Origin of the sequence: Bradyrhizobium frederickii, from assembly GCF_004570865.1 — a bacterium.
In the GTDB taxonomy this organism is placed as follows: domain Bacteria; phylum Pseudomonadota; class Alphaproteobacteria; order Rhizobiales; family Xanthobacteraceae; genus Bradyrhizobium; species Bradyrhizobium frederickii.
The window spans coordinates 23,669-47,847 of sequence record NZ_SPQS01000020.1 but is presented as its reverse complement, the minus strand read 5'-3'; the positions used below and the strand labels follow the sequence as shown (position 1 = coordinate 47,847).

The 24,179-nt window shown below is 66.1% G+C and carries 21 protein-coding genes and 1 other RNA gene; 9 read left to right on the top strand and 13 right to left on the bottom strand.

All coding sequences use genetic code 11. The features are described 5' to 3' along the window. Positions 1 to 73: 73 nt before the first annotated feature. Positions 74 to 301: a 50S ribosomal protein L31 gene (rpmE, locus tag E4K64_RS29080; RefSeq protein WP_011084323.1), complete on the bottom strand. Its 228-nt coding sequence runs from the start codon at positions 299 to 301 to the stop codon at positions 74 to 76. A 197-nt stretch (positions 302 to 498) separates the two neighbouring features. Here rpmE and E4K64_RS29075 point away from each other — a divergent pair, with 197 nt between their 5' ends. Beyond that, positions 499 to 2,349, top strand: coding sequence for an ABC transporter ATP-binding protein/permease (locus E4K64_RS29075; RefSeq protein WP_135166531.1), 1,851 nt, complete (start codon positions 499 to 501; stop codon positions 2,347 to 2,349). A gap of 97 nt (positions 2,350 to 2,446) precedes the next feature. Here the strand turns inward: E4K64_RS29075 and E4K64_RS29070 are convergent, their stop codons facing one another. From E4K64_RS29070 to E4K64_RS29055, 4 genes are all read right to left on the bottom strand, one after another. After that, positions 2,447 to 2,653: a hypothetical protein gene (locus tag E4K64_RS29070; protein WP_135166530.1), complete on the bottom strand. Its 207-nt coding sequence runs from the start codon at positions 2,651 to 2,653 to the stop codon at positions 2,447 to 2,449. Between the two features lie 79 nt (positions 2,654 to 2,732). Then, the gene (locus E4K64_RS29065; protein ID WP_135166529.1) at positions 2,733 to 3,173 is read right to left on the bottom strand and encodes a GNAT family N-acetyltransferase; all 441 of its coding nucleotides are present in this window, start codon (positions 3,171 to 3,173) and stop codon (positions 2,733 to 2,735) included. Between the two features lie 124 nt (positions 3,174 to 3,297). Beyond that, a complete protein-coding gene (locus tag E4K64_RS29060; protein WP_135166528.1) occupies positions 3,298 to 4,326 on the bottom strand; it encodes a peptidoglycan -binding protein in 1,029 nt (342 codons plus the stop codon). A gap of 161 nt (positions 4,327 to 4,487) precedes the next feature. Further along, complete coding sequence (locus tag E4K64_RS29055) at positions 4,488 to 5,504, bottom strand: flagellar motor protein MotA (RefSeq protein ID WP_167772319.1); 1,017 nt, start codon at positions 5,502 to 5,504, stop codon at positions 4,488 to 4,490. 166 nt (positions 5,505 to 5,670) lie between these two features. Here E4K64_RS29055 and E4K64_RS29050 point away from each other — a divergent pair, with 166 nt between their 5' ends. The 3 genes from E4K64_RS29050 (at position 5,671) to E4K64_RS29040 (ending at position 11,282) form a co-directional block, all read left to right on the top strand. Beyond that, the gene (locus E4K64_RS29050) at positions 5,671 to 6,690 is read left to right on the top strand and encodes an SAM-dependent methyltransferase (protein ID WP_135166526.1); all 1,020 of its coding nucleotides are present in this window, start codon (positions 5,671 to 5,673) and stop codon (positions 6,688 to 6,690) included. Positions 6,691 to 6,923: 233 nt separating this feature from the next. Further along, entirely contained in the window at positions 6,924 to 8,117 is a 1,194-nt protein-coding gene (locus tag E4K64_RS29045; protein WP_135166525.1) for an efflux RND transporter periplasmic adaptor subunit, read from the top strand. 6 nt (positions 8,118 to 8,123) lie between these two features. Next, positions 8,124 to 11,282 (top strand): multidrug efflux RND transporter permease subunit, encoded by a 3,159-nt coding sequence (locus E4K64_RS29040; protein WP_135166524.1) that lies wholly within the window; start codon positions 8,124 to 8,126, stop codon positions 11,280 to 11,282. A 76-nt stretch (positions 11,283 to 11,358) separates the two neighbouring features. Here the strand turns inward: E4K64_RS29040 and E4K64_RS29035 are convergent, their stop codons facing one another. The 8 genes from E4K64_RS29035 to tkt all read right to left on the bottom strand — a co-directional run bounded on the left by E4K64_RS29035 (position 11,359) and on the right by tkt (position 20,962). Beyond that, positions 11,359 to 12,150, bottom strand: coding sequence for an inositol monophosphatase family protein (locus E4K64_RS29035; RefSeq protein WP_135166523.1), 792 nt, complete (start codon positions 12,148 to 12,150; stop codon positions 11,359 to 11,361). Positions 12,151 to 12,249: 99 nt separating this feature from the next. Continuing rightward, positions 12,250 to 13,326, bottom strand: a complete 1,077-nt coding sequence (locus E4K64_RS29030) for a tetratricopeptide repeat protein (protein ID WP_135166522.1) — start codon at positions 13,324 to 13,326, stop codon at positions 12,250 to 12,252. Positions 13,327 to 13,334: 8 nt separating this feature from the next. After that, on the bottom strand, positions 13,335 to 14,024 hold the full coding sequence (locus E4K64_RS29025; RefSeq protein ID WP_167772317.1) for a thiamine phosphate synthase: 690 nt from the start codon (positions 14,022 to 14,024) through the stop codon (positions 13,335 to 13,337). Between the two features lie 3 nt (positions 14,025 to 14,027). Then, positions 14,028 to 15,053, bottom strand: coding sequence for a class I fructose-bisphosphate aldolase (locus E4K64_RS29020; RefSeq protein ID WP_135166521.1), 1,026 nt, complete (start codon positions 15,051 to 15,053; stop codon positions 14,028 to 14,030). A 298-nt stretch (positions 15,054 to 15,351) separates the two neighbouring features. Beyond that, positions 15,352 to 16,419, bottom strand: a complete 1,068-nt coding sequence (gene fba, locus E4K64_RS29015; RefSeq protein WP_135166520.1) for a class II fructose-bisphosphate aldolase — start codon at positions 16,417 to 16,419, stop codon at positions 15,352 to 15,354. Between the two features lie 54 nt (positions 16,420 to 16,473). Beyond that, entirely contained in the window at positions 16,474 to 17,670 is a 1,197-nt protein-coding gene (locus E4K64_RS29010; RefSeq protein ID WP_135166519.1) for a phosphoglycerate kinase, read from the bottom strand. 150 nt (positions 17,671 to 17,820) lie between these two features. Next, complete coding sequence (gap, locus tag E4K64_RS29005) at positions 17,821 to 18,828, bottom strand: type I glyceraldehyde-3-phosphate dehydrogenase (RefSeq protein WP_126261904.1); 1,008 nt, start codon at positions 18,826 to 18,828, stop codon at positions 17,821 to 17,823. Positions 18,829 to 18,976: 148 nt separating this feature from the next. Further along, a complete protein-coding gene (tkt, locus tag E4K64_RS29000) occupies positions 18,977 to 20,962 on the bottom strand; it encodes a transketolase (protein ID WP_135166518.1) in 1,986 nt (661 codons plus the stop codon). Between the two features lie 374 nt (positions 20,963 to 21,336). On the opposite strand from tkt, the gene E4K64_RS28995 reads away from it, so the two are divergent. The 5 genes from E4K64_RS28995 (at position 21,337) to E4K64_RS28975 (ending at position 24,053) form a co-directional block, all read left to right on the top strand. After that, positions 21,337 to 21,657 carry a DUF4164 domain-containing protein gene (locus E4K64_RS28995; protein ID WP_018318703.1) on the top strand — a complete coding sequence of 107 codons (321 nt, stop codon included), beginning with the start codon at positions 21,337 to 21,339 and terminating at the stop codon, positions 21,655 to 21,657. Continuing rightward, positions 21,654 to 22,037, top strand: coding sequence for a cell division protein ZapA (locus E4K64_RS28990; RefSeq protein WP_028138455.1), 384 nt, complete (start codon positions 21,654 to 21,656; stop codon positions 22,035 to 22,037). The genes E4K64_RS28995 and E4K64_RS28990 overlap by 4 nt, the downstream gene beginning before the upstream one ends. A 266-nt stretch (positions 22,038 to 22,303) precedes the next feature. After that, positions 22,304 to 22,464, top strand: a non-coding RNA gene (gene ssrS / locus E4K64_RS28985) — 6S RNA. Between the two features lie 190 nt (positions 22,465 to 22,654). Beyond that, on the top strand, positions 22,655 to 23,251 hold the full coding sequence (locus E4K64_RS28980) for a 5-formyltetrahydrofolate cyclo-ligase (RefSeq protein WP_135166517.1): 597 nt from the start codon (positions 22,655 to 22,657) through the stop codon (positions 23,249 to 23,251). Then, the gene (locus tag E4K64_RS28975; protein ID WP_167772316.1) at positions 23,229 to 24,053 is read left to right on the top strand and encodes a TIGR00282 family metallophosphoesterase; all 825 of its coding nucleotides are present in this window, start codon (positions 23,229 to 23,231) and stop codon (positions 24,051 to 24,053) included. The genes E4K64_RS28980 and E4K64_RS28975 overlap by 23 nt, the downstream gene beginning before the upstream one ends. Positions 24,054 to 24,179 lie beyond the last annotated feature (126 nt).

Below are 24,179 nucleotides of genomic sequence, written 5' to 3'. Positions count from 1 at the left end.
ACGGTGCCCCCCAAAAACAAAAATGCCCCCGGTTTCCCGGGGGCGTTTTTCGTCTCCAGCCTTGCGGGCCGGATCAATCCTTTTTCAGGAAGCCCGAAAACTTCTTCTGGAAGCGCGAGACGCGGCCGCCGCGGTCCATGATCTGAGCGTTGCCGCCGGTCCAGGCCGGGTGCGACTTCGGGTCGATGTCGAGGTTCAGCGTGTCGCCTTCCTTGCCCCAGGTCGAGCGGGTCAGGTACTCGGTCCCGTCGGTCATCACGACCTTAATCGTATGATAATCCGGATGAATTTCGGCTTTCATGGCAAATTCCTCGGCGCCCGGCGCCTGTTCTGGTGGCTCGCGAATGACGGATTTGGCCGGCTCTATACCTCACGATATCAGGCAAAACAAGCCATGCTGCAGGGGTGAACCGGGTTTGCCCCTAAGGGACATCCCGGATTTGCCACTACTCTTGCACCGGCCTATTGGGAGCAAACGAATGCAATGGGCCAGATCTCATGAGCGCAGTGGAACGGCTTGATGACCAATATGTCGATCAGCCCGGAATGAACGCCGCGGACACCCCCTCGATCGAAGCCGAGCTGCTCGAAGAGCCGGCCAAGGGCCGCGCCAAGCTGCGGCCGCTGCTCGCGCTGGCGCCCTATGTCAGCCGCTATCGCGGCCGGGCGGCGCTGGCCTTCGTCGCACTCACGGTCGCGGCCCTGACCACGCTGCTGGTGCCCATCGCGGTGCGCCGGATGATCGATTTCGGCCTGACGCCCGAGGGCATCGAGCTGATCAACAGCTACTTCTCGGTGATGCTCGCGGTGGTCGGCGTGCTCGCGCTCGCCAGCGCCGCGCGCTACTACCTCGTGATGACGATCGGCGAGCGCATCGTCGCCGACCTCAGGCGCGACGTCTTCGCTCATCTGCTCTCGCTCTCCCCCGCCTTCTTCGATTCCGCGCGTAGCGGCGAATTGATCTCGCGGCTCACCGCCGACACCACCCAGCTCAAATCGGCCGTCGGCGCCTCCGTCTCGATCGCGCTGCGCAATCTGATGATGTTCCTGGGCGCCGCGGCGATGATGGTGATCACGAGCCCGAAGCTGTCGGGCTTCGTGCTGCTGGCCATCCCCTTGATCGTGCTGCCGCTGGTCGCGTTCGGGCGCTGGGTGCGGCGGCTGTCGCGCAATGCGCAGGACACGCTCGCCGAGGCCTCGGCCTATGCGGGCGAGCTGGTCGGCTCGATCCGCACCGTGCAGGCCTATACCAGCGAAGGGTTCGCCGAGAAGCGTTTCGGTGGCGAGGTCGAGCAGGCCTATGAGGCCGCGCGCACCTCGACCCAGGCGCGCGCCGTGCTCACGGCCATCATCATCTTCATCGTGTTCGCCAGCGTGGTCGCGATCCTCTGGATCGGCTCGCATGACGTCCTCACCGGCGCGATTTCGCCGGGCCGGCTCGGTCAGTTCGTGCTGTATGCGGTGTTCGCCGCGGCGGGCCTCGGCCAGCTCAGCGAGGTCTGGGGCGAGGTCTCGGCGGCATCCGGCGCGGCCGAGCGCCTGTTCGAGATCCTGCATGTGCAGCCCGACATCACCGCGCCCGCCTCAGTGCGCACGCTGCCGGTGCCGGCACGCGGCGAGGTCGGCTTCGATCAGGTCAGCTTTGCCTATCCGGCGCGGCGCGACACCAATGTGCTCGATGCCGTGTCATTCACCGTGCGCCCCGGCGAGAAGGTCGCGATCGTCGGTCCATCCGGCGCCGGCAAGAGCACGATCTTTCACCTCTTGCTACGCTTCTACGACCCGCGCAGCGGCACGATCTCGCTCGACGGCGTGCCGGTCAAATCCGCCGATCCCCGGGATTTCCGCGCGCGCATCGCACTGGTGCCGCAGGAATCCGTGGTGTTCGCCGCGAGCGCCCGCGAGAACATCCGCTTCGGCCGGCCCGATGCGACCGATGCCGAGGTCGAACGCGCCGCCGAGCTCGCCCATGCCGCCGAATTCATCCGCCGCCTGCCCGAAGGTTTCGACACCCCGCTGGGCGAGCGCGGCGTGACGCTGTCCGGCGGCCAGCGCCAGCGCATCGCGATCGCACGCGCCATCCTGCGCGATGCGCCGCTGCTGCTGCTCGATGAGGCCACCTCCGCCCTCGATGCCGAGAGCGAGACGCTGGTGCAGACCGCGCTGGAAGAGCTGATGCGCCACCGCACCACGCTGGTGATCGCGCACCGCCTCGCCACCGTGCTGTCCTGCGACCGCATCCTGGTGATGGACCAGGGCAGGATCGTCGAGCAGGGCACGCATGCCGAGCTCGTCGCCGCGAACGGACTTTATGCGCGGCTGGCCCGGCTGCAGTTCGAGGGCGCTTGAAGGCGCTCCGGGGGCGGTACGTAAGCTATTGATTTTGCTTGCGCCGTCTACTGTGCATGGGGTTGTTTTCGATATTTTGGGCGGAGCCTGCCGCCGGTCAGGGGCACTTCGGCGACAGCGCCGGCACATTCGGCCACAGCCAGTTCTTCCAGCTGCCGTCCTCGCCGACGCAAGCCGGCGCGGCAAGGCCACTCGTATCGAGCTGCGAGGCAAAGCGCCGGTCGACATAGCTCGTCGACAGATAGCCGGCGACGATGACGCCCAGGAAGACTGAGGAGCCCTTTGCGAGATCGCGCAGATTCATCGACCGTCTCCGTCCCACTTGTCTTCGCTGCTTCGCTGCAACGATTAACGGACGTCGCGGGATCCCACCGTGACGGGCCTCACGCCCGCCACACCATCTTCAGCACCGGCCGTCCGGAGGTCGGGTTCACATCGTCGCCGGCATGGGCAAAGCCGTTGCGCTCGTAGAAGCGGATGGCGCGGGCATTGTCCTTGTTGACGAGCAGCGTCACGCCCGAGGGCGACAAGCGCTTGGCTTCATCGACGAGCAACCGCGCCGCGTCCGAGCCCCAATGCGCGGGATCGACCACGAGCTGGTCGAGATAGCCCTGGCCGTCGATGGTGACGAAGCCGGTCAGCACGCCGTCCTGTTCCGCCACCACGATCGAGGCCTTGGGCACCAGATCCTTGCGCCAGCGCTCGCGCCACCATTCCAGACGGGCCGCGAAGTCGATCTGCGGATAGGCCTCTTGCCAGGTGCGATGCCAGAGCTCGATCGCGGCGGCTTCGTCCTCGGGGCGATAGGGGCGGAGGTGGATCATGTGGTCGTCATGCCCGGGCTTGTCCCGGGCATCCACGAGCAGCGGCGCACGCGGAAGCAAATACGTGGATGGCCGGGACAAGCCCGGCCATGACGGTGTGGTAAGTATCGCGCGGCCCTCACCGCTACCGCTCCGTCAGCTTCAGCTCGATGCGGCGGTTGCGCTTGTAGGCTTCCTCCGTGTTGCCGGGATCGAGCGGCTGGAACTCGCCGAAGCCGGCCGCGACCAGCCGCTGCGCGGGCACGCCGAGCGAGATCAGATATTGCACCACCGAGATCGAGCGTGCCGCCGACAGGTCCCAGTTCGATTTGAAGTTCGGGCCGTTGACCGGGCGCACGTCGGTATGGCCGTCGACACGCAGCACCCAGGGGATCTCGCTTGGGATCTTCTTGTCGAGCTCGATCAGCGCGGTCGCGAGCGTGTCGAGCTCGGCGCGGCCCTCGGGCAGCAGCATCGCCTGTCCGGTGTCGAAGAACACTTCGGACTGGAATACGAAGCGGTCGCCGACGATGCGGATGTCGGGCCGGTTGCCGAGGATGGCGCGCAGGCGGCCGAAGAATTCGGAGCGGTAGCGCGACAATTCCTGCACCCGCTGCGCCAGGGCGACATTCAAGCGAGACCCCAGATCCGCAATGCGGTTCTGCGATTCCTTGTCGCGCTTCTCGCTCGCGTCGAGCGCCTCTTCCAGCGCCGCCAATTGCCGCCTGAGCGCGCTGATCTGCTGGTTCAGCACCTCGATCTGCGCCAGCGCCCGCGCCGAGACCGCCTTCTCCGAATCCAGCGCCTTGCCGAGCTCGGAGGTCTTGCCTTGCGCGTCATTGCCGGCGGCCGCCAGGCCGTCATAGAGGCCCTTGATGCGGTCGCGCTCGCTCTCGGCCGAGGCGAGCCCGGCCTTGAGTTGCGAGACCTGGTCGTCGAGCGTGAGCTTGCCGAGCTTCTCCAGCGACAACAGCTCGTTGAGCTGCGCGATCTTGGCGTTGAGCTGCTCCAGCGCCTTGTCCTTGCCGGTGACCTCCTGCGACAGGAAGAACTGCACCACCAGGAACACCGACAGCAGGAACACGATCGACAGCACCAGCGTCGACAGCGCGTCGACGAAGCCGGGCCAGTAGTTGAAGGCGCCGTCGCTGCGGCGGCCGCGCGCTAGAGCCATGTCCGTCGATCTCCACTCTCGTGTCCCGGACGCGCTGCAGCGTGCAACGCTGCTGCGCTGAGCCGGGACCCACTATCGTTCAGAGGATTCTGGGCCCCGGCTCAGCGGCGCATCACTGCGTGCTGCGCCGCGTCCGGGGCACGAGACCCTCCACTTTCTTCTCAACTCTTCTCCGGCTGCCGGGCGAGGCGCTCCAGCAGGCGCCGGATCTCGCGGTTCTGCTCGCCCTGGCCGTCGGCCCATTCCCGGATCATCTGCTGCTCGGTGCGCATGTGCGAGACCAGCGCCTGGATCGCTTCGGCCAGGCTCGCCATCGCTGCCGTGGTGCCGCGGCTGGTGCCGCCCTCCTCGAGCACGGAGCGCAGCCGTTCGACCGCGGCCTGCAGCTCGCCGCCGGCGGCCCCGCCGCCCGCCGCAACCGCCACCTCGCCGCTGCCATATTCGCGCACCGTGGTGGCCAGCCAGTCTTCCAGGTCGGTGTAGAAGCGGTTCTGCGCCTGGCTCGATTGCAGGTCGAGGAAGCCGAGGATCAGCGAGCCGGCGAGGCCGAACAGCGAGCTGGAGAACGAGATGCCCATGCCGCCGAGCGGGGCGGCGAGACCCTCCTTCAGCGTGTCGAACAGCGCCCCGGAATCGCCGCCGACCTTGAGCCCGTCGATCACCTTGCCGACCGAGCCGACCGTCTCGATCAGGCCCCAGAAGGTGCCGAGCAGGCCGAGGAAGACCAAAAGGCCGGTCATGTAGCGCGAGATGTCGCGGGCTTCGTCCAGGCGGGTCGCGATCGAATCGAGCAAATGCCGCATGGTGGTCTGGGTGATGGTCATCCGCCCGGAGCGCTCGCCGCCGAGGATCGCCGCCATCGGCGCCAGCAGCTTCGGGTGCCGGGCCGGCGCCAGGCCGGGATCGGCGATCCGGAAATTGTTGACCCAGGACACTTCGGGATAGAGCCGGATGACCTGCCGGAAGGCGAGGATGATGCCGATGAACAGCACCCCTCCGATCAGGGCATTGAGCCCGGGATTGGCGAAGAAGGCCTGGATGATCTGCTTGTAGAGCACCACGCCCACCAGCGTGCACAGCACCAGGAAGACCAGCATCCGGACCAGGAAAACGCTGGGCGAGGACAGTTTGGTATACTCGATATCCATGGTGGAGCGGGGCGAAGTGCCTGGCGGCATGGCCGGTATCATCCATTACGAAGCTTGGTTGCGGTGCGCACTATGGCACAGCGCCAGCCCAAAAAAAGCGCCGGATACGCTGATTTCGGGGACGGTTCGGGAACCCGGACCGGAAGCGGCGCTTTGATAAGCGGGTATCTGCAGAAGTTCGCTATTCGGGGGGCGCATGAGCGTCGTTTCCGCGATTATCGGGACTGCCGAACGCGTGCCGCTGCCGGACGTCGTGATCCGCGCCGCGATCCAGCGCCTGTGCTCCCGCACCGCAACGCGCCTCGCCGGCCATGACGCAGCCGCCGATGCCGCCTTCGCCGGCCGGATGATGCTGCGGCCGATCGCCGAGGGCGCCGCGGCCGGGCGTGACGAGGTGCCCGCTGCGTTCTTCGCCGCCGTGCTCGGCCCCAGCCGCAAATATTCCTGCTGCTTCTACAAGACCGACGCGACCACCTTGCAGGAGGCGGAGGAGGAGGCGCTGCGCCAGACCGTCGAGCATGCCGGACTTGCCGATGGCCAGACCATCCTCGAGCTTGGCTGCGGCTGGGGCTCGCTGTCGCTGTGGATGGCGCGGCAATTTCCGCACGCCAAGGTGACGGCGGTGTCGACCTCGCAGGCGCAGCGCGCTTATGTCGAGGAACAGGCGCAGCGGCGCGGCCTGCTGAACCTGCGCGTGGTCACCGCGGACATGAACGTGTTCGCCCCCGACGGCCAGTTCGACCGCATCGTCTCGGTCGAGATGTTCGAGCAGATGATGAACTGGCGCAAGCTGATGACGCGTCTGCGGTCATGGCTCGCCCCCGAGGGGCGGTTCTTCATGCAAATCGTCACCCATCGCTCCGGCTCGCATCTGTTCGACCGGCTCGATCGTGACGACTGGATTGCGCAGCACGTCTTCACGGGCGGGCTGATGCCAAGCCATCACCTCGTCAGGCAATTCGACGACATCTTCACGGTCGAGAAGGAATGGTGCTGGAGCGGCACGCATTATCAGCGCACCGCGAACGACTGGCTCGCCAATTTCGATACGCATCGCGACGCGATCGAGGCGTCGCTGCGCAAGGTCTATGGCGAGGAGACCGCGCTTTGGCTGCGGCGCTGGCGCTGGTTCCTGCTCGCGACGTCGTGCCTGTTCGGCTACGCCCGTGGAACCGAATGGGGCGTCAGCCACTACCGGATGAAAGCCGCCGAGTGATTGCGCCGTTCCGTCGCAGCACGCGCTGATGGAACGCGACTCACAATCAAGTGACACGGGAAAAGTCGTCTGAACTCAATATCATACACTGTGTGACAATGAGCCGCCTGTGCCGTGCGTTGCATCGCAGCAGCGGCCTTCTATTTTGTCGGCATCAGCCGCGTGCGAAACGGTCCAGAACGGGCCCCGCGCGGAGCGTGATCAGTTTCAACAATATCGGGGCACCCCACTTCATGTCAGGACTTCGTGCGCGATCGGCATGCGTTGCAATGATGCTCGCGGCCTTAGCGCCGCTGTTGGGCGCTTGCGAGGAATCCAGCTCGGCGGTGTCTGCCGCTCCGCCGGCCCACCCTGACGTCAGCATCGTCATCGTCAAGCCGCAGCCGCGCGCCGTGGTGCGCGAGCTACCCGGCCGCATCGCGCCGACGCGTGTCTCCGACGTGCGGCCGCGCGTGTCCGGCATCGTGGTCGAGCGCCTGTTCCGCCAGGGCAGCGAGGTCAAGGCGGGCGATGCGCTCTACCGCATCGATCCGCGCCCGTTCGAGGTCGAGGTGATGGCCAACGAAGCCGCGCTTGCCAAGGCGGAGGCCGCGTTGATGCAGGCGAGGCAGCAGGCGCACCGTATCGCCACCCTCACCAAGGATCGCGCCGCCCCGGAAGCCGAGAACGAGAAGGCGATTGCGGCCGAACGCCAGGCCCATGCCGAGGTCGAAGGCCGCAAGGCCGACCTTGCGCGGGCCAAACTCAATCTCGACTACGCCACCGTGCGCGCGCCGATCGACGGCGTGGTCGGCGCGGCCCTTGTCAGCGAGGGCGCCCTCGCGGTGCAGAATGAGACCAATCTCGCCACCATCCAGCAGCTCGACCCGATCTATGCCGACTTCACCCAGTCGGTGACCGAGCTCAACCAGCTCCGCCGTGCCTTCGAAACCGGCGACCTCGAGCGCATCGCCTCCGATGCCGCCAAGGTGCATCTGGTGCTCGACGACAACACGCTTTATTCGCTCGACGGCAAGCTGCTGTTCTCTGACGCCAAGGTCGATGCCCAGACCGGGCAGGTGACGTTGCGCGGCGAGTTCCCCAATCCCAAGCGCGAGCTGCTGCCGGGCATGTATGTCCGCGTTCGTATCGACCAGGGTCTCGATTCCGATGCGATCGCGGTGCCGCAGCAGGCGATCCAGCGCAATGGCGGCGGCGGCAGCGAGGTGTTCGTCGTCAAGGACGACAACCACATCGCGGTGCAGGCGGTGCGCACCGGATCGGTGCAGGACGGACTCTGGTTCGTCACCGAAGGCCTGAAGGCCGGCGACAAGGTCGTGGTCGAAGGGTTCCAGAAGTTCGCGGCCGGCGACAAGGTCAAGCCGCAATCCTGGTCGGAAGCGGACGCGACCGCGGACAATCGGCACGCCCAGCAGCTCACGCGGTAACGCGCCATGGCGAGTTTCTTCATCGACAGGCCAATCTTTGCCTGGGTGGTCGCGCTGTTCATCTGCTTGATCGGTGCGATCGCCGTGCCGCTGCTGCCGATCGCGCAATATCCGATCATCGCGCCGCCCTCGATCTCGATCTCGACCAGCTATCCCGGCGCCTCGCCGGAGAACCTCTACAACAGCGTCACGCGGCTGATCGAGGAGGAGCTCAACGGCGCCGCCAACATCCTCAATTTCGAATCGACCAGCGATTCGCTCGGCCAGGTCGAGATCATCGCCAACTTCCAGCCGGGCACCGATACCAGCGCCGCCTCGGTCGAGGTGCAGAACCGCATCAAGCGCGTCGAGGCGCGCCTGCCGCGCGCGGTGATGCAGCAGGGCATCCTGATCGAGGAAGCCTCCAGCGCGGTGTTGCAGATCATCACGCTGAACTCGACCGATGGCAGCCTGGATGAGGTCGGGCTTGGCGACTTCATGATCCGCAACGTGCTGGGCGAGATCCGGCGCATTCCCGGCGTCGGCCGTGCCACGCTGTACTCTACCGAGCGCAGTCTGCGCGTCTGGGTCGATCCGGCCAAGCTGGTCGGCTATGGGCTCACCGCCGACGACGTCAACAAGGCCATTGCCGCGCAGAACGCGCAGGTCGCCTCGGGCAGCATCGGCGCCGAGCCCTCGACGTCGAACCAGCGCACCTCCGCGCTGGTGCTGGTCAAGGGCCAGCTCTCCTCGCCGGAAGAGTTCGGTTCCATCATCCTGCGCGCCAATGCCGACGGCTCGACCGTGCGCCTGCGCGACGTCGCGCGCATCGAGATCGGCGGTCTCAGCTACCAGTTCAATACACGGCTGGACGGCAAGCCGACCGCCGGTCTCTCCGTCCTGATGTCGCCGACCGGCAACGCGCTGGCGACCGCGAGCGCGGTCGAAGAGAAGATGAAGGAGCTGTCGCGCTTCTTCCCGGCCAACATCACCTACGAGATTCCCTACAACATCACGCCCGTGGTCGAGGCTTCGATCAAGAAGGTGCTGACGACACTCGTCGAAGCCGTGGTGCTGGTGTTCGTGGTGATGTTCTTGTTTCTCCAGAACATCCGCTACACCATCATTCCCACCATCGTGGTGCCCGTGGCGCTTCTGGGCGCCTGCACCACGCTGCTGCTCGCCGGCTATTCCATCAACATGCTCTCGATGTTCGGCATGGTGCTCGCGGTCGGCATCCTCGTCGACGACGCCATCGTCGTGGTCGAGAACGTCGAGCGCATCATGGCCGAGGAAGGCCTGTCGCCGAAGGAGGCGACGCGAAAGGCCATGTCGCAGATCACCGGCGCCATCATCGGCATCACGCTGGTGCTGATGGCGGTGTTCGTGCCGATGGCATTCTTCCCGGGCTCGGTCGGCATCATCTACCGCCAGTTCTCGGTGACCATGGTGGCCGCGATCGGCTTCTCCGCCTTCCTGGCGCTGTCGCTGACGCCGGCACTTTGCGCGACGCTGCTCAAGCCGATCTCCAAGGGGCACGGCCATTCGACCAACTTCGTGTTCAGCCGGTTCAATCATCTGCTCGAGGCCTGCCGGTTTCGCTACGCGAGCACCGTCGGCTTCTCGCTGAAGCGCACCGGCCGCCTGATGCTGGTCTATGCCGCGCTGCTGGTCGGCCTGTCCTGGGCCTTCGTCAATCTGCCCGGCGGCTTCCTGCCCGTCGACGACCAGGGCTTCGTCACCACCGACGTGCAGACGCCGTCGGATTCGTCCTACGGCCGCACCGAGGCCGTGATCGAGAAGGTCGAGAAATATCTTGCCGCGCGGCCCGGCGTCGACAACGTCACCTTCCTCACCGGCTTCAGCTTCTCCGGCCAGGGCATGAACACCGCGCAGGCCTTCATCACCCTGAAGGACTGGTCGGAGCGCGGGCCGAAGGATTCCGCCGCAGCGATCGTCAACGACATCAACCGCGATCTCTCGTCGATCCGCGACGCGAAGATCTCGGCGCTGCAGCCGCCGCCGATCGACAATCTCGGCAACTCCTCGGGCTTCTCGTTCCGCCTCCAGGACCGCGGCCAGAAGGGTTATCAGCAATTGATGCGCGCGGCCGACCAGTTAATCGCCGAGGCCAATGCGAGCCCGGTGCTGCAGAAGGTCTATGTCGAAGGCCTGCCCGAGGCGGGGGTGGTCAATCTCGTGATCGACCGCGAGAAGGCCGGCGCGTTCGGCGTCACCTTCGAGGACATCAACAACACGATCTCGACCAATCTCGGCTCGAACTACATCAACGACTTCCCGAACCGCGGCCGCATGCAGCGCGTCGTGGTGCAGGCGGGCGCTCGCGACCGCATGCGGACCGAGGACATCCTCAACTACAACGTCAAGAACAGCCGCGGCCAGCTGGTGCCGTTCTCCTCCTTCGCCACGGTCGAATGGGCGCGCGGCCCGACGCAGATCGCCGGCTTCAACTATTATCCGGCGGTGCGCATCTCCGGCGAAGCCAGGCCCGGCTTCACCTCGGGCGACGCCATCGCCGAGATGGAGCGGCTCGCAGGAAGATTGCCGCGCGGCTTCGGCTATGAATGGACCGGGCAGTCGCTGCAGGAGAAATTGTCCGGCTCGCAGGCGCCGTTCCTGCTGGCGCTGTCGGTGTTCGTGGTGTTCCTGTGTCTGGCCGCGCTCTACGAGAGCTGGACCATTCCGCTCGCGGTGCTGCTCACCGTGCCGCTCGGCATCGTCGGCGCCGTGACCGCGGCGATGCTGCGCGGCCTGCCCAACGACGTCTATTTCACCGTCGGCCTGATCACCATCATCGGCCTTGCCGCCAAGGACGCGATCCTGATCATCGAGTTCGCCAAGGACCTGCGGAAAGAGGGCAAGCCGCTGGTGGACGCCACCATCGAGGCCTGCCGCCTGCGCTTCCGCCCGATCCTGATGACCGGCCTTGCCTTCATCTGCGGCGTGCTGCCGATGGCGATCGCCCATGGCGCCGGCGGCGCCAGCCAGCAGGCGCTCGGCTCAGTCGTGATGGGCGGCATGATCGCCGTGGTGATCCTGGCGCTGTTGATGGTGCCGGTGTTCTTCGTCTCCGTGCAGCGCGTGCTGGCGGGGGACAGGGAGCCGGTCGCGGCGAAGGAACGCGAGCCCCACGGCCCGCCGGCGCGGGCACACACGGGCCATTGAGGCGCTCTTCCGTCATTCCGGGGCGCGCGCAGCGCAAGCCGGAATGACTGCGGAATGTGGAGCGCGGGCTCCCGCCTTACGCTGCCTTCCGCAAAATCCTCACCAGTTCGCCATGCACGAACTCGTTGCCGCACACGACGTCCCCGGTCACCAGCGCATCGCCGGGCGTGTTGATGTCGCTGACGGTGCCGCCGGCTTCGCGCACCATCAGCATGCCGGCGGCGATGTCCCAGGATTGCAGATTGCGTTCCCAATAGCCGTCGAGGCGGCCGGCGGCGACGAAGGCGAGGTCGAGCGAGGCCGCGCCGAAGCGGCGAAGCCCTGCGACGCGGTCCTGGATCGCCGTCATCTGGCGGCGGAATTCCTCGTGGTCGCCGCGGCCGATATGGGGCAGGCCGCAGGCCACCACGCATTCGCTCAGCTGGCGGCGGCCGGCGACGCGCAGGCGCTGGTCGTTGAGGAAGGCGCCCTTGCCGCGCTCGGCGATGTAGAGCTCGTCATTGGCGGGGTTGTAGATCACACCGGCGATGATCGTGCCCTCGCGCGACAGCCCGATCGAGATCGCAAATTGCGGGATGCCGTGCAGGAAGTTGGTGGTGCCGTCGAGCGGGTCGACGATCCAGGTATGGCTCTTGTCGCTGCCTTCCCGCGTGCCGCCTTCCTCGCCGATGAAGCCGTAGCCGGGGCGGGCCTTGGCGAGGTCCTGATAGAGCATCTCCTCGGCGCGCTTGTCGGCAAGCGAGACGAAATTCGCCGGCCCCTTCAGCGAGACCTGGAGATGCTCGATCTCGCCGAGATCGCGCTTGAGACTGCGGCCGGCACGGCGCGCAGCCTTGACCATGACGTTGATAGTGGCGGAATACAGCATGAGCTTTCGGTCTTGATCGGGGGAAAAGGGCGGGACATCGCGCCTGTTTGACGCCTTGGGTGCCCTGCAGGGGCGCTGGCGTCAAGTCATTGGGTCAAGTCATTTGTTTCCGAGCCATTTCTTGGCGGCGGCCTCCACCTTGGCGCGGTCCTCGGCCGGCAGGTCGGACAATTGCTTGTCGAGCTCCGGGTCGCCCTTGCCGGCGGTCTTGGCCACCAGGTGCCATTTGAAGCCCTCGACCTTGTCCATGGTCGTGCCAACGCCGTTGATCAGCACCCACGCCAGCCGGTTCTGTGCGATCGCGCTGCCCTGGCGGGAAGCCTTGCGGAGCAGGGCGACGGCGGCCGGCTGGTTCTTCGGCGTGCCGCTGCCGTTGAACATGGCGATGGCATATTCGACCTCGGCGTCGACATTGTCGGCGAGCGAGGCGGCCTGGAGCAGCCGCACCGCGCGTTCCGGGTCCTTCGGAACGCCGGTGCCTTCCTTGTAGAAGGTCGCGAGCGCGTATTGCGCCTCGGCCAGGCCGGCATCGGCGGCCTGGCGCAGCAGCTCGGCCGAGCGCTTGACGTCCTGCGGCAGGGTCTGGCCATCCAGATAGAGCAGAGCGAGGTTATAGGCCGCCTTGGGCTCGCCGAGCTTGGCGGCGGACGCCATCAGCTTGACCGCCTCGCCCTTGTCGACCGGGCCGCCGCGGCCTGAAATGCGCAGCATCGCGAGCGCGAACATCGCCTCGCGGTCGCCGGCGTCCGCGGCGCGCTTGTACCATTCGGCCGCCTTGGCATAGTCGCGGCGAATGCCCATGGCGTTGGAATAGAGCTCGCCCAGCATGGTCATCGCCTTGGGATCGCCGGCCTGCGCGCGGGCGGTGGCGAGCTCGAACGCCGTCTTGTACTGGCCGCGCTGATAGGCGCCGTACACCAGATCGGCGCTGGAATTATCGGTCGGCGGCGCCGGGATCACCGTCGGGGTCGGCGTCGGCTTGGAGGAGGGGGCCGGCTTGGGCGAGGCCGAAGGCTTCGGCGCAGCCTCCTTCTTCTTGGCGGGCGCGGGCGGCTTGGGCTTCTGCTTCTCAGGCGCAGCGCTCGGTACGGTGGCCGGCGGGGTGATCTGGAGCTGCGCGGCCGCCGGTACCGTGAGCAGCAACGTAGCCAGCATGGTGATGCAGGGGAGCTTCATATCGGGCGCTAGCCGTGCTCGCCGCCGGCAGGATTCTGGCTCGCCGTCGCCGTCGCGTGCGCCTTCTTGATCGCGGCGTCCGCCTCGATCAGCGCGGCCTTGGGCCCGCGCGGATCGGACCAGATGAAGTCGCCGACCAGCACGAAATCGGCGCCGCTGAGGGCGAAGTCGTGGGCTTCTTCGGGCGACATGGCAAAGCCGACGCAGGGCGGCTCGAACAGCTCGGCCCACCAGTCCAGCCGCTCGGCGATCGCTTGCGCCGAGGGACGCTGGCCTTTCGCATCGGGCTCGCCGAACAGCACGTAATCCGCGCCCATCTCGCCCGCATCCATGGAATGGTGCCGCGTCGTCAGCCCGCCGACGCCGGCGATGCGATCGGGCTTGAGCGACGGCAGCGCCTCCTTCAGCGCCGCGATGCCGGGCAGGTGCGCGCCGTCCGCGCCGCCGCGCGCGACCAGCTCGGCATGGCCCTCGACCAGCAGCGCGGCGCCCGCCTTCTGCACCGGAGGCGCCAGCGCCTTGATGCGCGAGATCATGCTGCGGTGGTCGGTCTCCTTCAGCCGCAGCAGCACGGCCGCGATGTCGGCAGAGCCGAGCAGGCCCGGCAGCTCGGCGAGAAGCGCAGCGGGATCATCGACGACAGGCGTCGCAAGGTAAAGGCGCGGCGCCGGTCGCGGCGGAGGCGGTTTGTTCGACAAGATCTAGGCTGCCTTCTGTTCCAGGCTGCTTTGCCACTCACCCTTGGCTGCGAGGCCGTTCATTCGCGCGCGATGGCTGAAGGCGCGCTGGCCGGCCGCGACGTTCTCGGCCTTGCCGGACCAGGCCTTCTGCGGCGCCGCTTGCAGCGCGCGGCCGTAGGAGAAGGTCAGGCCCCAGGGCAGCGGGCCGAGCTTGTGCATGGCGTTGAGATGCGCGGTTGCCTCTTCATCCGACTGGCCGCCGGAGAGGAAGGCGATACCGGGCACCGCCGCGGGCACGCAGGCCTTCAGCAGCCGGATCGTCTTCTCGGCGACTTCCTCGACGGAAGCCTGCTTTGCGCACTTCTTGCCTGAGATCGCCATGTTGGGCTTCAGCACCATGCCTTCGAGCACGACGCGCTGGACCCTCAATTCCTGGAACGTCTTGTTGAGCACGCGCCCCGTGACCTCATAGCAGCGATCGATGTCGTGGTCGCCGTCCATCAGCACCTCAGGCTCGACGATCGGCACGATCTGCGCGGCCTGGCACAGCGCGGCATAGCGCGCCAGCGCGTGGGCGTTGACGCTGATCGCGGTCATAGAGGGGATGCCGCTGCCGATGTCGATCACCGCACGCCATTTGGCGAAGCGCGCGCCGCGCTCGTAATATTTCTTCAGCCGCTCGGCAAGCTTGTCGAGCCCGACTGTGACGAGCTCTCCCGGACACATCGGCAGGGCCTGCGTGCCCTCGTCGACCTTGATGCCGGGAATGGCACCGCTCTGTTCGATCAGCTTGATCAGCGGCGTGCCGTCCTTGGCGTCCTGCCAGATCGTCTCGTCATAGAGGATCACGCCGGAGATGTACTGGCTCATGGCGTCCTTGGCGCGGAACAGCATCTCGCGATAGTCGCGGCGGTTCTCTTCGGTCGATTCCACGCCGATTGCGTCAAAGCGTTTCTTGATGGTGCCGGAGGATTCGTCGGCGGCGAGGATACCCTTGCCGGGTGCCACCATGGCGGTCGCGATCCTGTTGAGCTCAGTCAGATTCATCGAGAGGTCCTCCCAAAACGATTCTGCCCTTGCCCGTGAAAATAGACCGTTCTCGGGCAATTGCCGAGCTAACGTTCGTCGCAGGGTAAAGGGGGGGCGTCGGGTAAAATGACTGGCCGGGCTGGGCGACCCTTCACCTCGCCCCGCTTGCGGGGAGAGGTCGGATCGCGGAGCGATCCGGGTGAGGGGGTACAGGTCTGTCGGTAGGCCACAACTCGCGGAGAGAGCCCCTCACCCCGACCCTCTCCCCGTAAGAACGGGGAGAGGGAGGGATACATCACGCCACCTTCGCGATCGCTTACGCGACGCGGGGATCCAGCTCGCCCTTGGCGTAGCGCTTGGCCATCTCGGCGGTGGTCAGCACCTTCTTGATCTTGGAAGCTTGCCCCGCGGTGTTGAACTCCTGCAGGCGCTGCTTGCACAGCTTGGTCATGGCCTCCATCGCCGGCTTCAGGTACTTGCGCGGATCGAACTCTTCCGGGCTGTCCTTGAGCACCTTGCGGATCTGGCCGGTCATCGCCATGCGGTTGTCGGTGTCGATGTTGATCTTGCGCACGCCGTTCTTGATGCCGCGCTGGATCTCGCTCACGGGCACGCCCCAGGTCGGCTTCATCTTGCCGCCATAGGCGTTGATGATGTCCTGCAGCTCCTGCGGCACCGAGGACGAACCGTGCATCACGAGATGCGTGTTCGGCAGCTTGCGGTGGATCTCCTCGATCACGTTCATGGCGAGGATGTCGCCGTCGGGCTTGCGGGTGAACTTGTAGGCGCCGTGGGACGTCCCCATCGCGATCGCGAGCGCGTCGACCCTGGTTTCCTTGACGAACTTCACGGCCTCGTCCGGATTGGTCAGGAGCTGGTCGTGGCTGAGCTTGCCTTCGGCGCCGTGGCCGTCTTCCTTGTCGCCCATGCCGGTCTCGAGCGAGCCGAGCACGCCGAGCTCGCCCTCAACCGAGATGCCGCCGAGATGGGCCATGTCGGTCACGGTCTTGGTGACGCCGACATTGTAGGCCCAGTCGCCGGGCGTCTTGCCGTCGGCCTTCAGCGAGCCGTCCATCATGACCGAGGTGAAACCGGCCTGGATCGCGGTCATGCAGGTCGCCGGCTCGTTGCCGTGGTCGAGATGCACGCAGACTGGAATGTGCGGATAGATCTCGGTCACCGCGTCCATCATGTGCTTGAGCATGACGTCGTTGGCGTAGGAGCGCGCGCCGCGCGAGGCCTGGATGATGACGGGCGCGTCGACCTGGTTGGCCGCGTCCATGATCGCCAGCGCCTGTTCCATATTATTGATGTTGAAGGCCGGTACGCCGTAATCGTTCTCCGCCGCGTGGTCGAGCAGTTGACGTAACGTGATCCGAGCCATCTGTCTTTTTCTCCCGTTGGGGCCTTTCAAGGCCGCGATGTTTGCCGACTTGAGTTACTTGACGCGCAGCACCTCGACGCCGGGCAGGGGCTTGCCTTCCATCCACTCGAGGAACGCGCCACCGGCGGTCGAGACATAGGTGAAGTCACCGGCCACATGGGCCTGGTTGAGCGCCGCGACGGTGTCGCCGCCGCCCGCGATCGAGATCAGCTTCTTGGCCTTGGTGCGCTCGGCAGCGTGCTTGGCGGCCGCGACCGTGCCGCGGTCGAACGGCTGCATCTCGAACGCGCCCAGGGGGCCGTTCCAGACCAGCGTCGCCGCGTCGTCGATCGCGGCGTGGACGCGGGCGACCGATTGCGGGCCGACGTCGAGGATCATGCCGTCGGCCGGGATCGCGTCGAGCCCATAGGCGTGCGAGGGCGCGTTGGCGGCGAAGTGATAGGCAACGGTGGCGTCCACGGGGAGGATGATGGCGCAATTGGCGGCGTCCGCCTTCTCCATGATGCGCAGCGCGGTGGCGCTAAGATCCTTCTCGGCCAGCGACTTGCCGACCGCAACGCCTTGCGCGTGCAGGAAGGTGTTGGCCATGCCGCCGCCGATCACCAGCGCGTCGACCTTGGTCACGAGGTTTTCGAGCAGGTCGATCTTGGTCGAGACCTTGGCGCCGCCGATGATGGCGATAACAGGCTTGGTCGGCGAGCCCAGCGCCTTCTCCAGCGCGTCGAGCTCGGCCTGCATGGTGCGGCCGGCATAGGCCGGCAGCTTGTGGCCGAGGCCTTCGGTCGAGGCGTGGGCGCGGTGCGCGGCCGAGAACGCGTCATTGACCCAGATGTCGCCGAGCTTCGCCAATTCCGCAACGAAGGCCGGATCGTTCTTTTCCTCTTCCTTGTGGAAGCGGGTGTTTTCGAGGCAGAGAATGTCGCCATCCTTCAGACCGGCGACAGCCTTGGCCGCGGGCTCGCCGATGCAATCGTCGGCGAAGGCAACCGGCTTCTTCACCACCTTCGACAGCGCCTCGGCAACGGGCTTGAGCGAGTCCTTGGCATCGCGCCCCTTCGGCCGACCGAAATGCGCGAGCAGGATGACCTTGCCGCCCTTGTCCGAGATTTCGGTGATGGTCGGCGCGACGCGCTCGAGCCGGGTCGCGTCGCTGACGCGGCCATTGTCCATGGGCACGTTGAGATCGACGCGCAGCAGCACGCGCTTGCCCTTCACGTCGACGTCGTCGAGGGTGCGGAATTTGTTGGTCATCGGAGAGCCCTTGTCCTGGACGCATCGCGGCGCGAAGTGCCGCCGTGCAGAACCGGGACCCATGTTGCGGCGAGTCCCACGGTTGAGATGGGTCCCGGATCTGCGAAGCAGCGTTTCACGCTGCATCGCGTCCGGGACACGAGAGCGGAGTTAGATCACCTTCGCCATCGCGGCGGCGGTGTCCGCCATGCGATTCGAGAAGCCCCACTCGTTGTCGTACCAGGACATCACGCGCACCAGCGTGCCGTTCTGCACCTTGGTCTGGTCCTCGTGGAAGGTCGAGGAGTGCGGGTCGTGGTTGAAGTCGATCGAGACGTTCGGCGCATTGGTGTAGCCGAGGATGCCCTTGAGCTGCTGCTCGCTGGCGCGCTTCATCGCCGCGTTGATCTCCTTGGCGTCGGTGGCGCGCTTGGCGACGATCTTGAGGTCGACCACCGAGACGTTCGGGGTCGGCACGCGGATCGCGACGCCGTCGAGCTTGCCCTTCAGCTCGGGCAGCACGAGGCCGATCGCCTTCGCCGCACCGGTCGAGGTCGGGATCATCGACATCGCCGCCGCGCGGCCGCGGTAGAGATCCTTGTGCATCGTATCGAGCGTCGGCTGGTCGCCGGTATAGGCGTGGATCGTGGTCATGAAGCCGGTCTCGATGCCGACGAGGTCGTTCAGCACCTTGGCAATCGGCGCCAGGCAGTTGGTGGTGCAGCTTCCGTTGGAGACGACCAGATGATCCCTCGTCAGCGTCTCGTGGTTGACGCCGTAGACGATGGTGGCGTCGGCGCCGTCGGCGGGCGCGGAGACCAGCACGCGCTTGGCGCCGGCGGTCAGATGCGCGGATGCCTTGTCCTTCGAGGTGAAGATGCCGGTGCATTCCATCGCGATGTCGACGCCGAGATCCTTCCAGGGCAGCTTCGAGGGATCGCGCTCGGCGGTCACCTTGATCTTGCCGCCTCCGAGGTTGATCGAGTCGCCGTCGACGGTGACGGTGCCGGGGAAGCGGCCATGGACGCTGTCGAAACGGAGCAGATGGGCGTTGGTCTCGACCGGACCGAGGTCGTTGATGCCGACGACCTCGATGTCCTTGCGGCCGGACTCGGCGATAGCCCGCAGGATGTTGCGACCGATGCGGCCAAAACCGTTAATTCCGACGCGGACTGCCATGTTTCGTCTCCTTCAATGACCGTTGTCATCCCGCACAACGCGCTATGCGCGCCTGCGAGGGTTTTTTAGGGGCGGGCGCCCGGTTCGGCCGGGCGGTGCTTGATCATATGAGGGATTACGTAGTCCTTTTTTGCGGCAAGCTCAACTCTCAGGAAACGCGCTTCAGCACAGCGTTAACCGCAGCCTCGGCGGTAATGCCGAAGTGCTTGTAAAGCTCCTTTGCAGGGCCGCTTTCGCCGAAGGAATGCATGCCGATAAATTCGCCATCCTGGCCGATCACGGCATCCCAGCCCCAGCGCACGGCAGCCTCGATCGCCACCTTCACCGGCGCATTTCCGATGATGGCCGCGCGCTTGGCCTCTGGTTGCGCTAACAACAGCTCGAGCGAGGGAACAGAGACCACCCGTGAGGCGATGCCGCGTTCGGCGAGCTGCTTCTGGGCGGCGACCGCGATCTCGACCTCGGAGCCGGAGGCGAACAGCGTCGCCTTGGCTTCGCCCTGGGCGGCGACCAGCTCGTAGGCGCCGGCCGCGCAGGGATTGTCGTTCGGTGCGGTGGTGCGCAGCTGCGGCAGATTCTGCCGCGTCAGCGCCAGCACGGTCGGTCCGTCCACGCGATTGAGCGCGAGCTCCCAGCACTCGGCGACCTCGATGGAATCGCACGGACGGAACACGCGCATGTTCGGAATGGCGCGCAGCGCGGCGAGATGCTCGACCGGCTGATGGGTCGGGCCGTCTTCGCCCAGCCCGATCGAGTCATGGGTCATAACGTAAACGACGCCGGAGCCCATCAAAGCGGCAAGGCGCATCGCAGGCCGTGCATAGTCGGTGAACACCAGGAAGGTCGCGCCGTTCGGCGCAAAGCCGCCGTGCAGGAAAATGCCGTTCATCGCGGCGGCCATGCCGTGCTCGCGGATGCCGTAATGGATGAAACGGCCCTTCGGCGTCTTGGCGGAGAAGGCGGTCGCCGACTTCGCCTTGTTGTTGTTGGAGCCGGTGAGGTCGGCCGAGCCGGCCAGGAATTCCATCGGCATGGCGGCCGCGATCGCCTCGATCGCCGCCTCCGACGATTTGCGCGTGGCCGCCGTCAGTGGCTTCTCGAGCAGCTCCTTCTTGTGCGCGCGCAGCGCCTTGGCCAGCGAGGCCGGACGCTCATGGCGCAGACGACGCTCGAACTCGGCGCGCTTGCGGCTGCCGAGCTCACCGAGCCGTGCTTCCCATTCCTGCCGCGCCGCGGCGCCGCGGCTGCCGGCCGCGCGCCACGCCTTCAGCACGTCCTCGGCGACCGCGAACGGCTCGAGCGAGAGGCCGAGTTTCTCCTTGGCGGCCTTGAGCTCGTCGGCGCCCAGCGCCTCGCCATGCACCTTCGAGGTGCCGGCCTTGTTCGGCGCGCCGAAGCCGATGGTGGTGCGGCAGGCGATCAGCGTCGGCTTGTTGGATTTTTTCGCGCGCGTGATGGCGTCGGCGATCGCGGCCTGATCCTGGCCGTCGATCTTCTCGGCGGCCCAGCCCGCCGACTTGAAGCGCTTCACCTGGTCGACGGAATCGGCGAGCGAGGTGGGGCCGTCGATCGAGATGCCGTTGTCGTCGTAAAGCACGATCAGCTTGTTGAGCTTCCAGTGCCCCGCCATCGCGATCGCTTCCTGCGACACGCCTTCCATCAGGTCGCCGTCGGAGGCGAGCACGTAGGTGTGGTGATCGACGATCTTCTTGCCGAACTCGGCAGCGAGCATCTTCTCGGCGAGCGCCATGCCGACCGCGGTCGAGATGCCCTGGCCGAGCGGACCGGTCGTGGTCTCAATGCCCTTGGTGCGGAAATTCTCGGGATGCCCGGGGGTGAGCGAGTCGACCTGGCGGAACTGCTTGATCTGGTCCAGCGTCATCTCGGCATTGCCGGTCAAATACAGCAGCGAATAGAGCAGCATCGAGCCGTGGCCGGCCGAGAGCACGAAGCGGTCGCGGTCCGGCCAGGCGGGCGCTGTGGCGTCGAATTTCAGGAATTGCGTGAACAGCACCGTGGCGATGTCGGCGGCACCCATCGGCAGGCCGGGATGACCCGATTTGGCCTTCTCAACAGCGTCCATCGAAAGGCCGCGGATCGCGTTGGCCATACGGGTGTGATCGACCTGCGTCATGTCTGAAGTCCGTCTGAAATGAGGCGCTTGGAGGCGATGTACGCCCGCGCGGGGAGGAGCCTGGCGGCCACTGAAGGTCGGGGCTGGGATAGCACCTCGGTTCCGGGAGTCCAAGGCAGTCAAACGCTGATTTGGCCGCAAAAGTTGCCTCTGTGGAGATCGGCTTTCCGCGAGGCGCGTGCGCGGCGGAACTGACGAATCGGGATGACGTCGGTCCGATTGATCGGTGCATAGTTTCGCGGCGGCGTTGCGCTTGGCTAGCTTGCCACGTAAATTTCTGCTTCTAACCGCTTGCCGAACCGAGTCTTTTGCCGGGCGGCAAGCCCCAGGAAAAGGCCACTGGGCAAAGGCCGCCAGGTTCCGCCGCTGACTACATGAACGATCGCGTGTCCAACAGTGCCGCCATGACGGAGTCCTCCGCGGTCGAGATCGAGATCGCGACCCGCAGGCTGATGGCGGCGCTCGACGCGCTCGAAAGCGCGGTGGAGCGGCGGCGCGATGCCGATCGCGACGAGAACGAGCTCGCGGCGCGCATTCAGGCGCTGGGTGCGGACCGTTCGCGGCTTGCCGACGAGCTCGATGGCGCGCTGGTGAAGGCGCGCAAGCTCGAGCGCACCAACCGCGAGATCTCCGACCGGCTGGATTCCGCGATCGTCACGATACGCTCGGTGCTCGATACCGGAGAGGATGGATGAGCCACATCAACGTCACCATCAATGGCCGGCAATACCGCATGGCCTGCGAGGAGGGCCAGGAGGTGCGGTTGCTCAAGCTCGCCGAGAGCCTGGAGACGCGGATCCAGTCGCTGCGCGGAAAATTCGGCGAGATCGGCGATGCCCGCCTCACCGTGATGGCCGCGCTCACCGTCTGCGACGAGCTGGTCGACGCCGGCAACCGTGTTCGCACCATGGAGCAGGAACTGACCGAGCTCCGGGATTTCCGCAACGCCGCCGTCGAGCGGGCGCGGCTGACGCAGACCGCCGTGGTCAACGCGCTGAACGCGGCAGCCGAGCGCATCGAGAAATCGACCCAGGTCCTGAATCGGACGGTGGGCAATGGGATTGCGATCGGGTAGGCCGCGGAAGAGGCTCTGAGTTATCGTCCTCGATGTGGCGACGGGCTCGACCTCTCCCGCCTGCGGGAGAGGTCGCGCCGAAGGCGCGGGTGAGGGCTCTCACCTCTTGGGGGTTCTCGCCTGCGGAGACACCCTCTCCCCAACCCTCCCCCGCAAGCGGGGGAGGGAGCGCACTTCCGCCGTGGCTGGCAGCTCGCGTCATTACGCCGAAGCTCCGCGCTCTCGCCGGGCTAGCGATTCGTCAGTATCGTTGTTACATTGTCCGAGCGAGGCTGCGACGCGCGTCAGGAGCCATATATCCCCGGGGCCTTATCGATCCTTTAGGGAACTGTCCCTGGCCGGGCCCGTGGGCCCGGACATATGGTGCCCACCTACTTTCGTAGGGAACTCCGGGATCGAGTGCTTCAACGGCGTACGCGGCTTCGCACTGTTTGCTTTTCGGTCCGTGTCTGTCGAAAAGACTGCGGCAAGTTCAGTAGGTGTCATGCCTCGGCTTGACCGGGGAATCCAGTACGCCGCGGCCTTTGTGTGATTCACCACCGCCTCTGGGATACTGGATCGTCCGCATGCGCGGACGATGACAGCGGAGCAAGGCTCCGCGTTCGGAGCAAGCGCACATGTCGAACACCAAAGCCGAACTCCGCGCCAAAGCCCTGGCGGCGCGCGACGCGCTGAGCGAGAAGAAGCGCGCTGCCGCCGCCGCAAAGCTCGCCAAGCGCGGGCTGCCGTTCGAGCTGCTGCCCGGCAGCATCGTGTCAGGCTATTCGCCGATCCGCAGCGAGATCGATCCGATGCCGCTGATGAAGGCGCTTGCGGAGCAGGGCGCGAAGCTGGCGCTGCCTTGCGTCACCGCGCGCGGCCAAGCGCTGATCTTTCGCATCTTCCATCCGAACGATCGCCTGATGCTCGGCCCGCTCGGCATTCCCGAGCCGTCGCCGGCGGCCGCTGAAGTCATTCCGGACGTCATGCTGACGCCGCTGGCGGCATTCGATCGTCTCGGCCATCGCATCGGCTACGGTGCGGGGCATTACGATTTCACCTTCGCGCATTTGCGCAAAGCCAAGCAGATCGTCGGCATCGGGCTGGCTTTTGCAGCGCAGGAGATCAAGGCAGTTCCGGCACTATCGCACGACGTGGCGCTGGATTATGTGCTAACGGAATCGGACGTGTTCGATTTCCGGAGTTCTGAAGTTGCGCATTCTCTTCGTGGGTGATGTCGTTGGCCGTAGCGGGCGGAGTGCCATCGCCGAATATCTGCCCGGGATGGTCAGGGACTGGTCGCTCGATTTCGTCGTCGTCAACGGCGAGAATTCCGCCGGCGGCTTCGGCATCACGGAGGCGATCTATCAGGAGTTTCTCGATGCCGGCGCCGACGCGGTGACGCTCGGCAACCATTCCTGGGACCAGCGCGAAGCCTTGGTGTTCATCGAGCGGGCCGAGCGCCTGGTGCGTCCGGCCAACTATCCGCGCGGAACGCCCGGCCGCGGTGCCGCTTTGGTCGAGACCAAGAACGGCAAGCATGCGCTCGTCGTCAACGCGCTCGGCCGCGTCTTCATGACCCCGTTCGACGATCCCTTCGCCGCGCTGGAGCGTGAGCTCGGCGCCTGCCCGCTCGGCGTTGCTGCCGACGCCATCGTCGTCGATTTCCATTGCGAGGCCTCGAGCGAGAAACAGGGCATCGGCTTCTTCTGCGACGGTCGCGCCAGCCTCGTCGTCGGCACGCACACTCATGTCCCGACCGCCGACCACCAGATCCTGTCGGGCGGCACCGCCTACATGACCGATGCCGGCATGACCGGCGACTACGATTCCATCATCGGCATGCAGAAGGAAGAGCCGCTGCGGAGGTTCACGTCGGGCATTCCGTCGGGCCGTTTCGAGCCAGCCGCGGGCGCTGCGACGCTGAGCGGTGTTGCGGTGGAAACGGATGATGCGACGGGACTCGCGCTCAAGATTGCACCAGTGCGCATGGGCGGCCGGCTGGAGCCGGCAACGCCGAAGTTCTGGTTGAGCTGAAGAACCACGCTCCACCCTAGGTGTCGTCCCCGCGAAGGCGGGGACCCATAACCCCAGGGAGAAGTTGTTGCGCGAAGCTGGTAACTACGGGCCTTCGCCAAACCCAATCCTGTGGTTATGGATCCC

Excerpts from the sequence above, each read along its gene's own strand:
- E4K64_RS29050 (WP_135166526.1), top strand. The coding sequence starts at position 5,671 with ATGAGCGTCGTTTCCGCGATTATCGGGACTGCCGAACGCGTGCCGCTG.
- rpmE (WP_011084323.1), bottom strand. The coding sequence starts at position 301 with ATGAAAGCCGAAATTCATCCGGATTATCATACGATTAAGGTCGTGATG.
- E4K64_RS28995 (WP_018318703.1), top strand. The coding sequence starts at position 21,337 with ATGAACGATCGCGTGTCCAACAGTGCCGCCATGACGGAGTCCTCCGCG.
- fba (WP_135166520.1), bottom strand. The coding sequence starts at position 16,419 with ATGGCTCGGATCACGTTACGTCAACTGCTCGACCACGCGGCGGAGAAC.
- gap (WP_126261904.1), bottom strand. The coding sequence starts at position 18,828 with ATGGCAGTCCGCGTCGGAATTAACGGTTTTGGCCGCATCGGTCGCAAC.
- E4K64_RS29070 (WP_135166530.1), bottom strand. The coding sequence starts at position 2,653 with ATGAATCTGCGCGATCTCGCAAAGGGCTCCTCAGTCTTCCTGGGCGTC.
- E4K64_RS29040 (WP_135166524.1), top strand. The coding sequence starts at position 8,124 with ATGGCGAGTTTCTTCATCGACAGGCCAATCTTTGCCTGGGTGGTCGCG.
- E4K64_RS29045 (WP_135166525.1), top strand. The coding sequence starts at position 6,924 with ATGTCAGGACTTCGTGCGCGATCGGCATGCGTTGCAATGATGCTCGCG.
- E4K64_RS28980 (WP_135166517.1), top strand. The coding sequence starts at position 22,655 with ATGTCGAACACCAAAGCCGAACTCCGCGCCAAAGCCCTGGCGGCGCGC.
- E4K64_RS28990 (WP_028138455.1), top strand. The coding sequence starts at position 21,654 with ATGAGCCACATCAACGTCACCATCAATGGCCGGCAATACCGCATGGCC.
- E4K64_RS29030 (WP_135166522.1), bottom strand. The coding sequence starts at position 13,326 with ATGAAGCTCCCCTGCATCACCATGCTGGCTACGTTGCTGCTCACGGTA.
- E4K64_RS29035 (WP_135166523.1), bottom strand. The coding sequence starts at position 12,150 with ATGCTGTATTCCGCCACTATCAACGTCATGGTCAAGGCTGCGCGCCGT.
- tkt (WP_135166518.1), bottom strand. The coding sequence starts at position 20,962 with ATGACGCAGGTCGATCACACCCGTATGGCCAACGCGATCCGCGGCCTT.
- E4K64_RS29075 (WP_135166531.1), top strand. The coding sequence starts at position 499 with ATGAGCGCAGTGGAACGGCTTGATGACCAATATGTCGATCAGCCCGGA.
- E4K64_RS29065 (WP_135166529.1), bottom strand. The coding sequence starts at position 3,173 with ATGATCCACCTCCGCCCCTATCGCCCCGAGGACGAAGCCGCCGCGATC.
- E4K64_RS29060 (WP_135166528.1), bottom strand. The coding sequence starts at position 4,326 with ATGGCTCTAGCGCGCGGCCGCCGCAGCGACGGCGCCTTCAACTACTGG.
- E4K64_RS29020 (WP_135166521.1), bottom strand. The coding sequence starts at position 15,053 with ATGAATCTGACTGAGCTCAACAGGATCGCGACCGCCATGGTGGCACCC.
- E4K64_RS29010 (WP_135166519.1), bottom strand. The coding sequence starts at position 17,670 with ATGACCAACAAATTCCGCACCCTCGACGACGTCGACGTGAAGGGCAAG.
- E4K64_RS29055 (WP_167772319.1), bottom strand. The coding sequence starts at position 5,504 with ATGCCGCCAGGCACTTCGCCCCGCTCCACCATGGATATCGAGTATACC.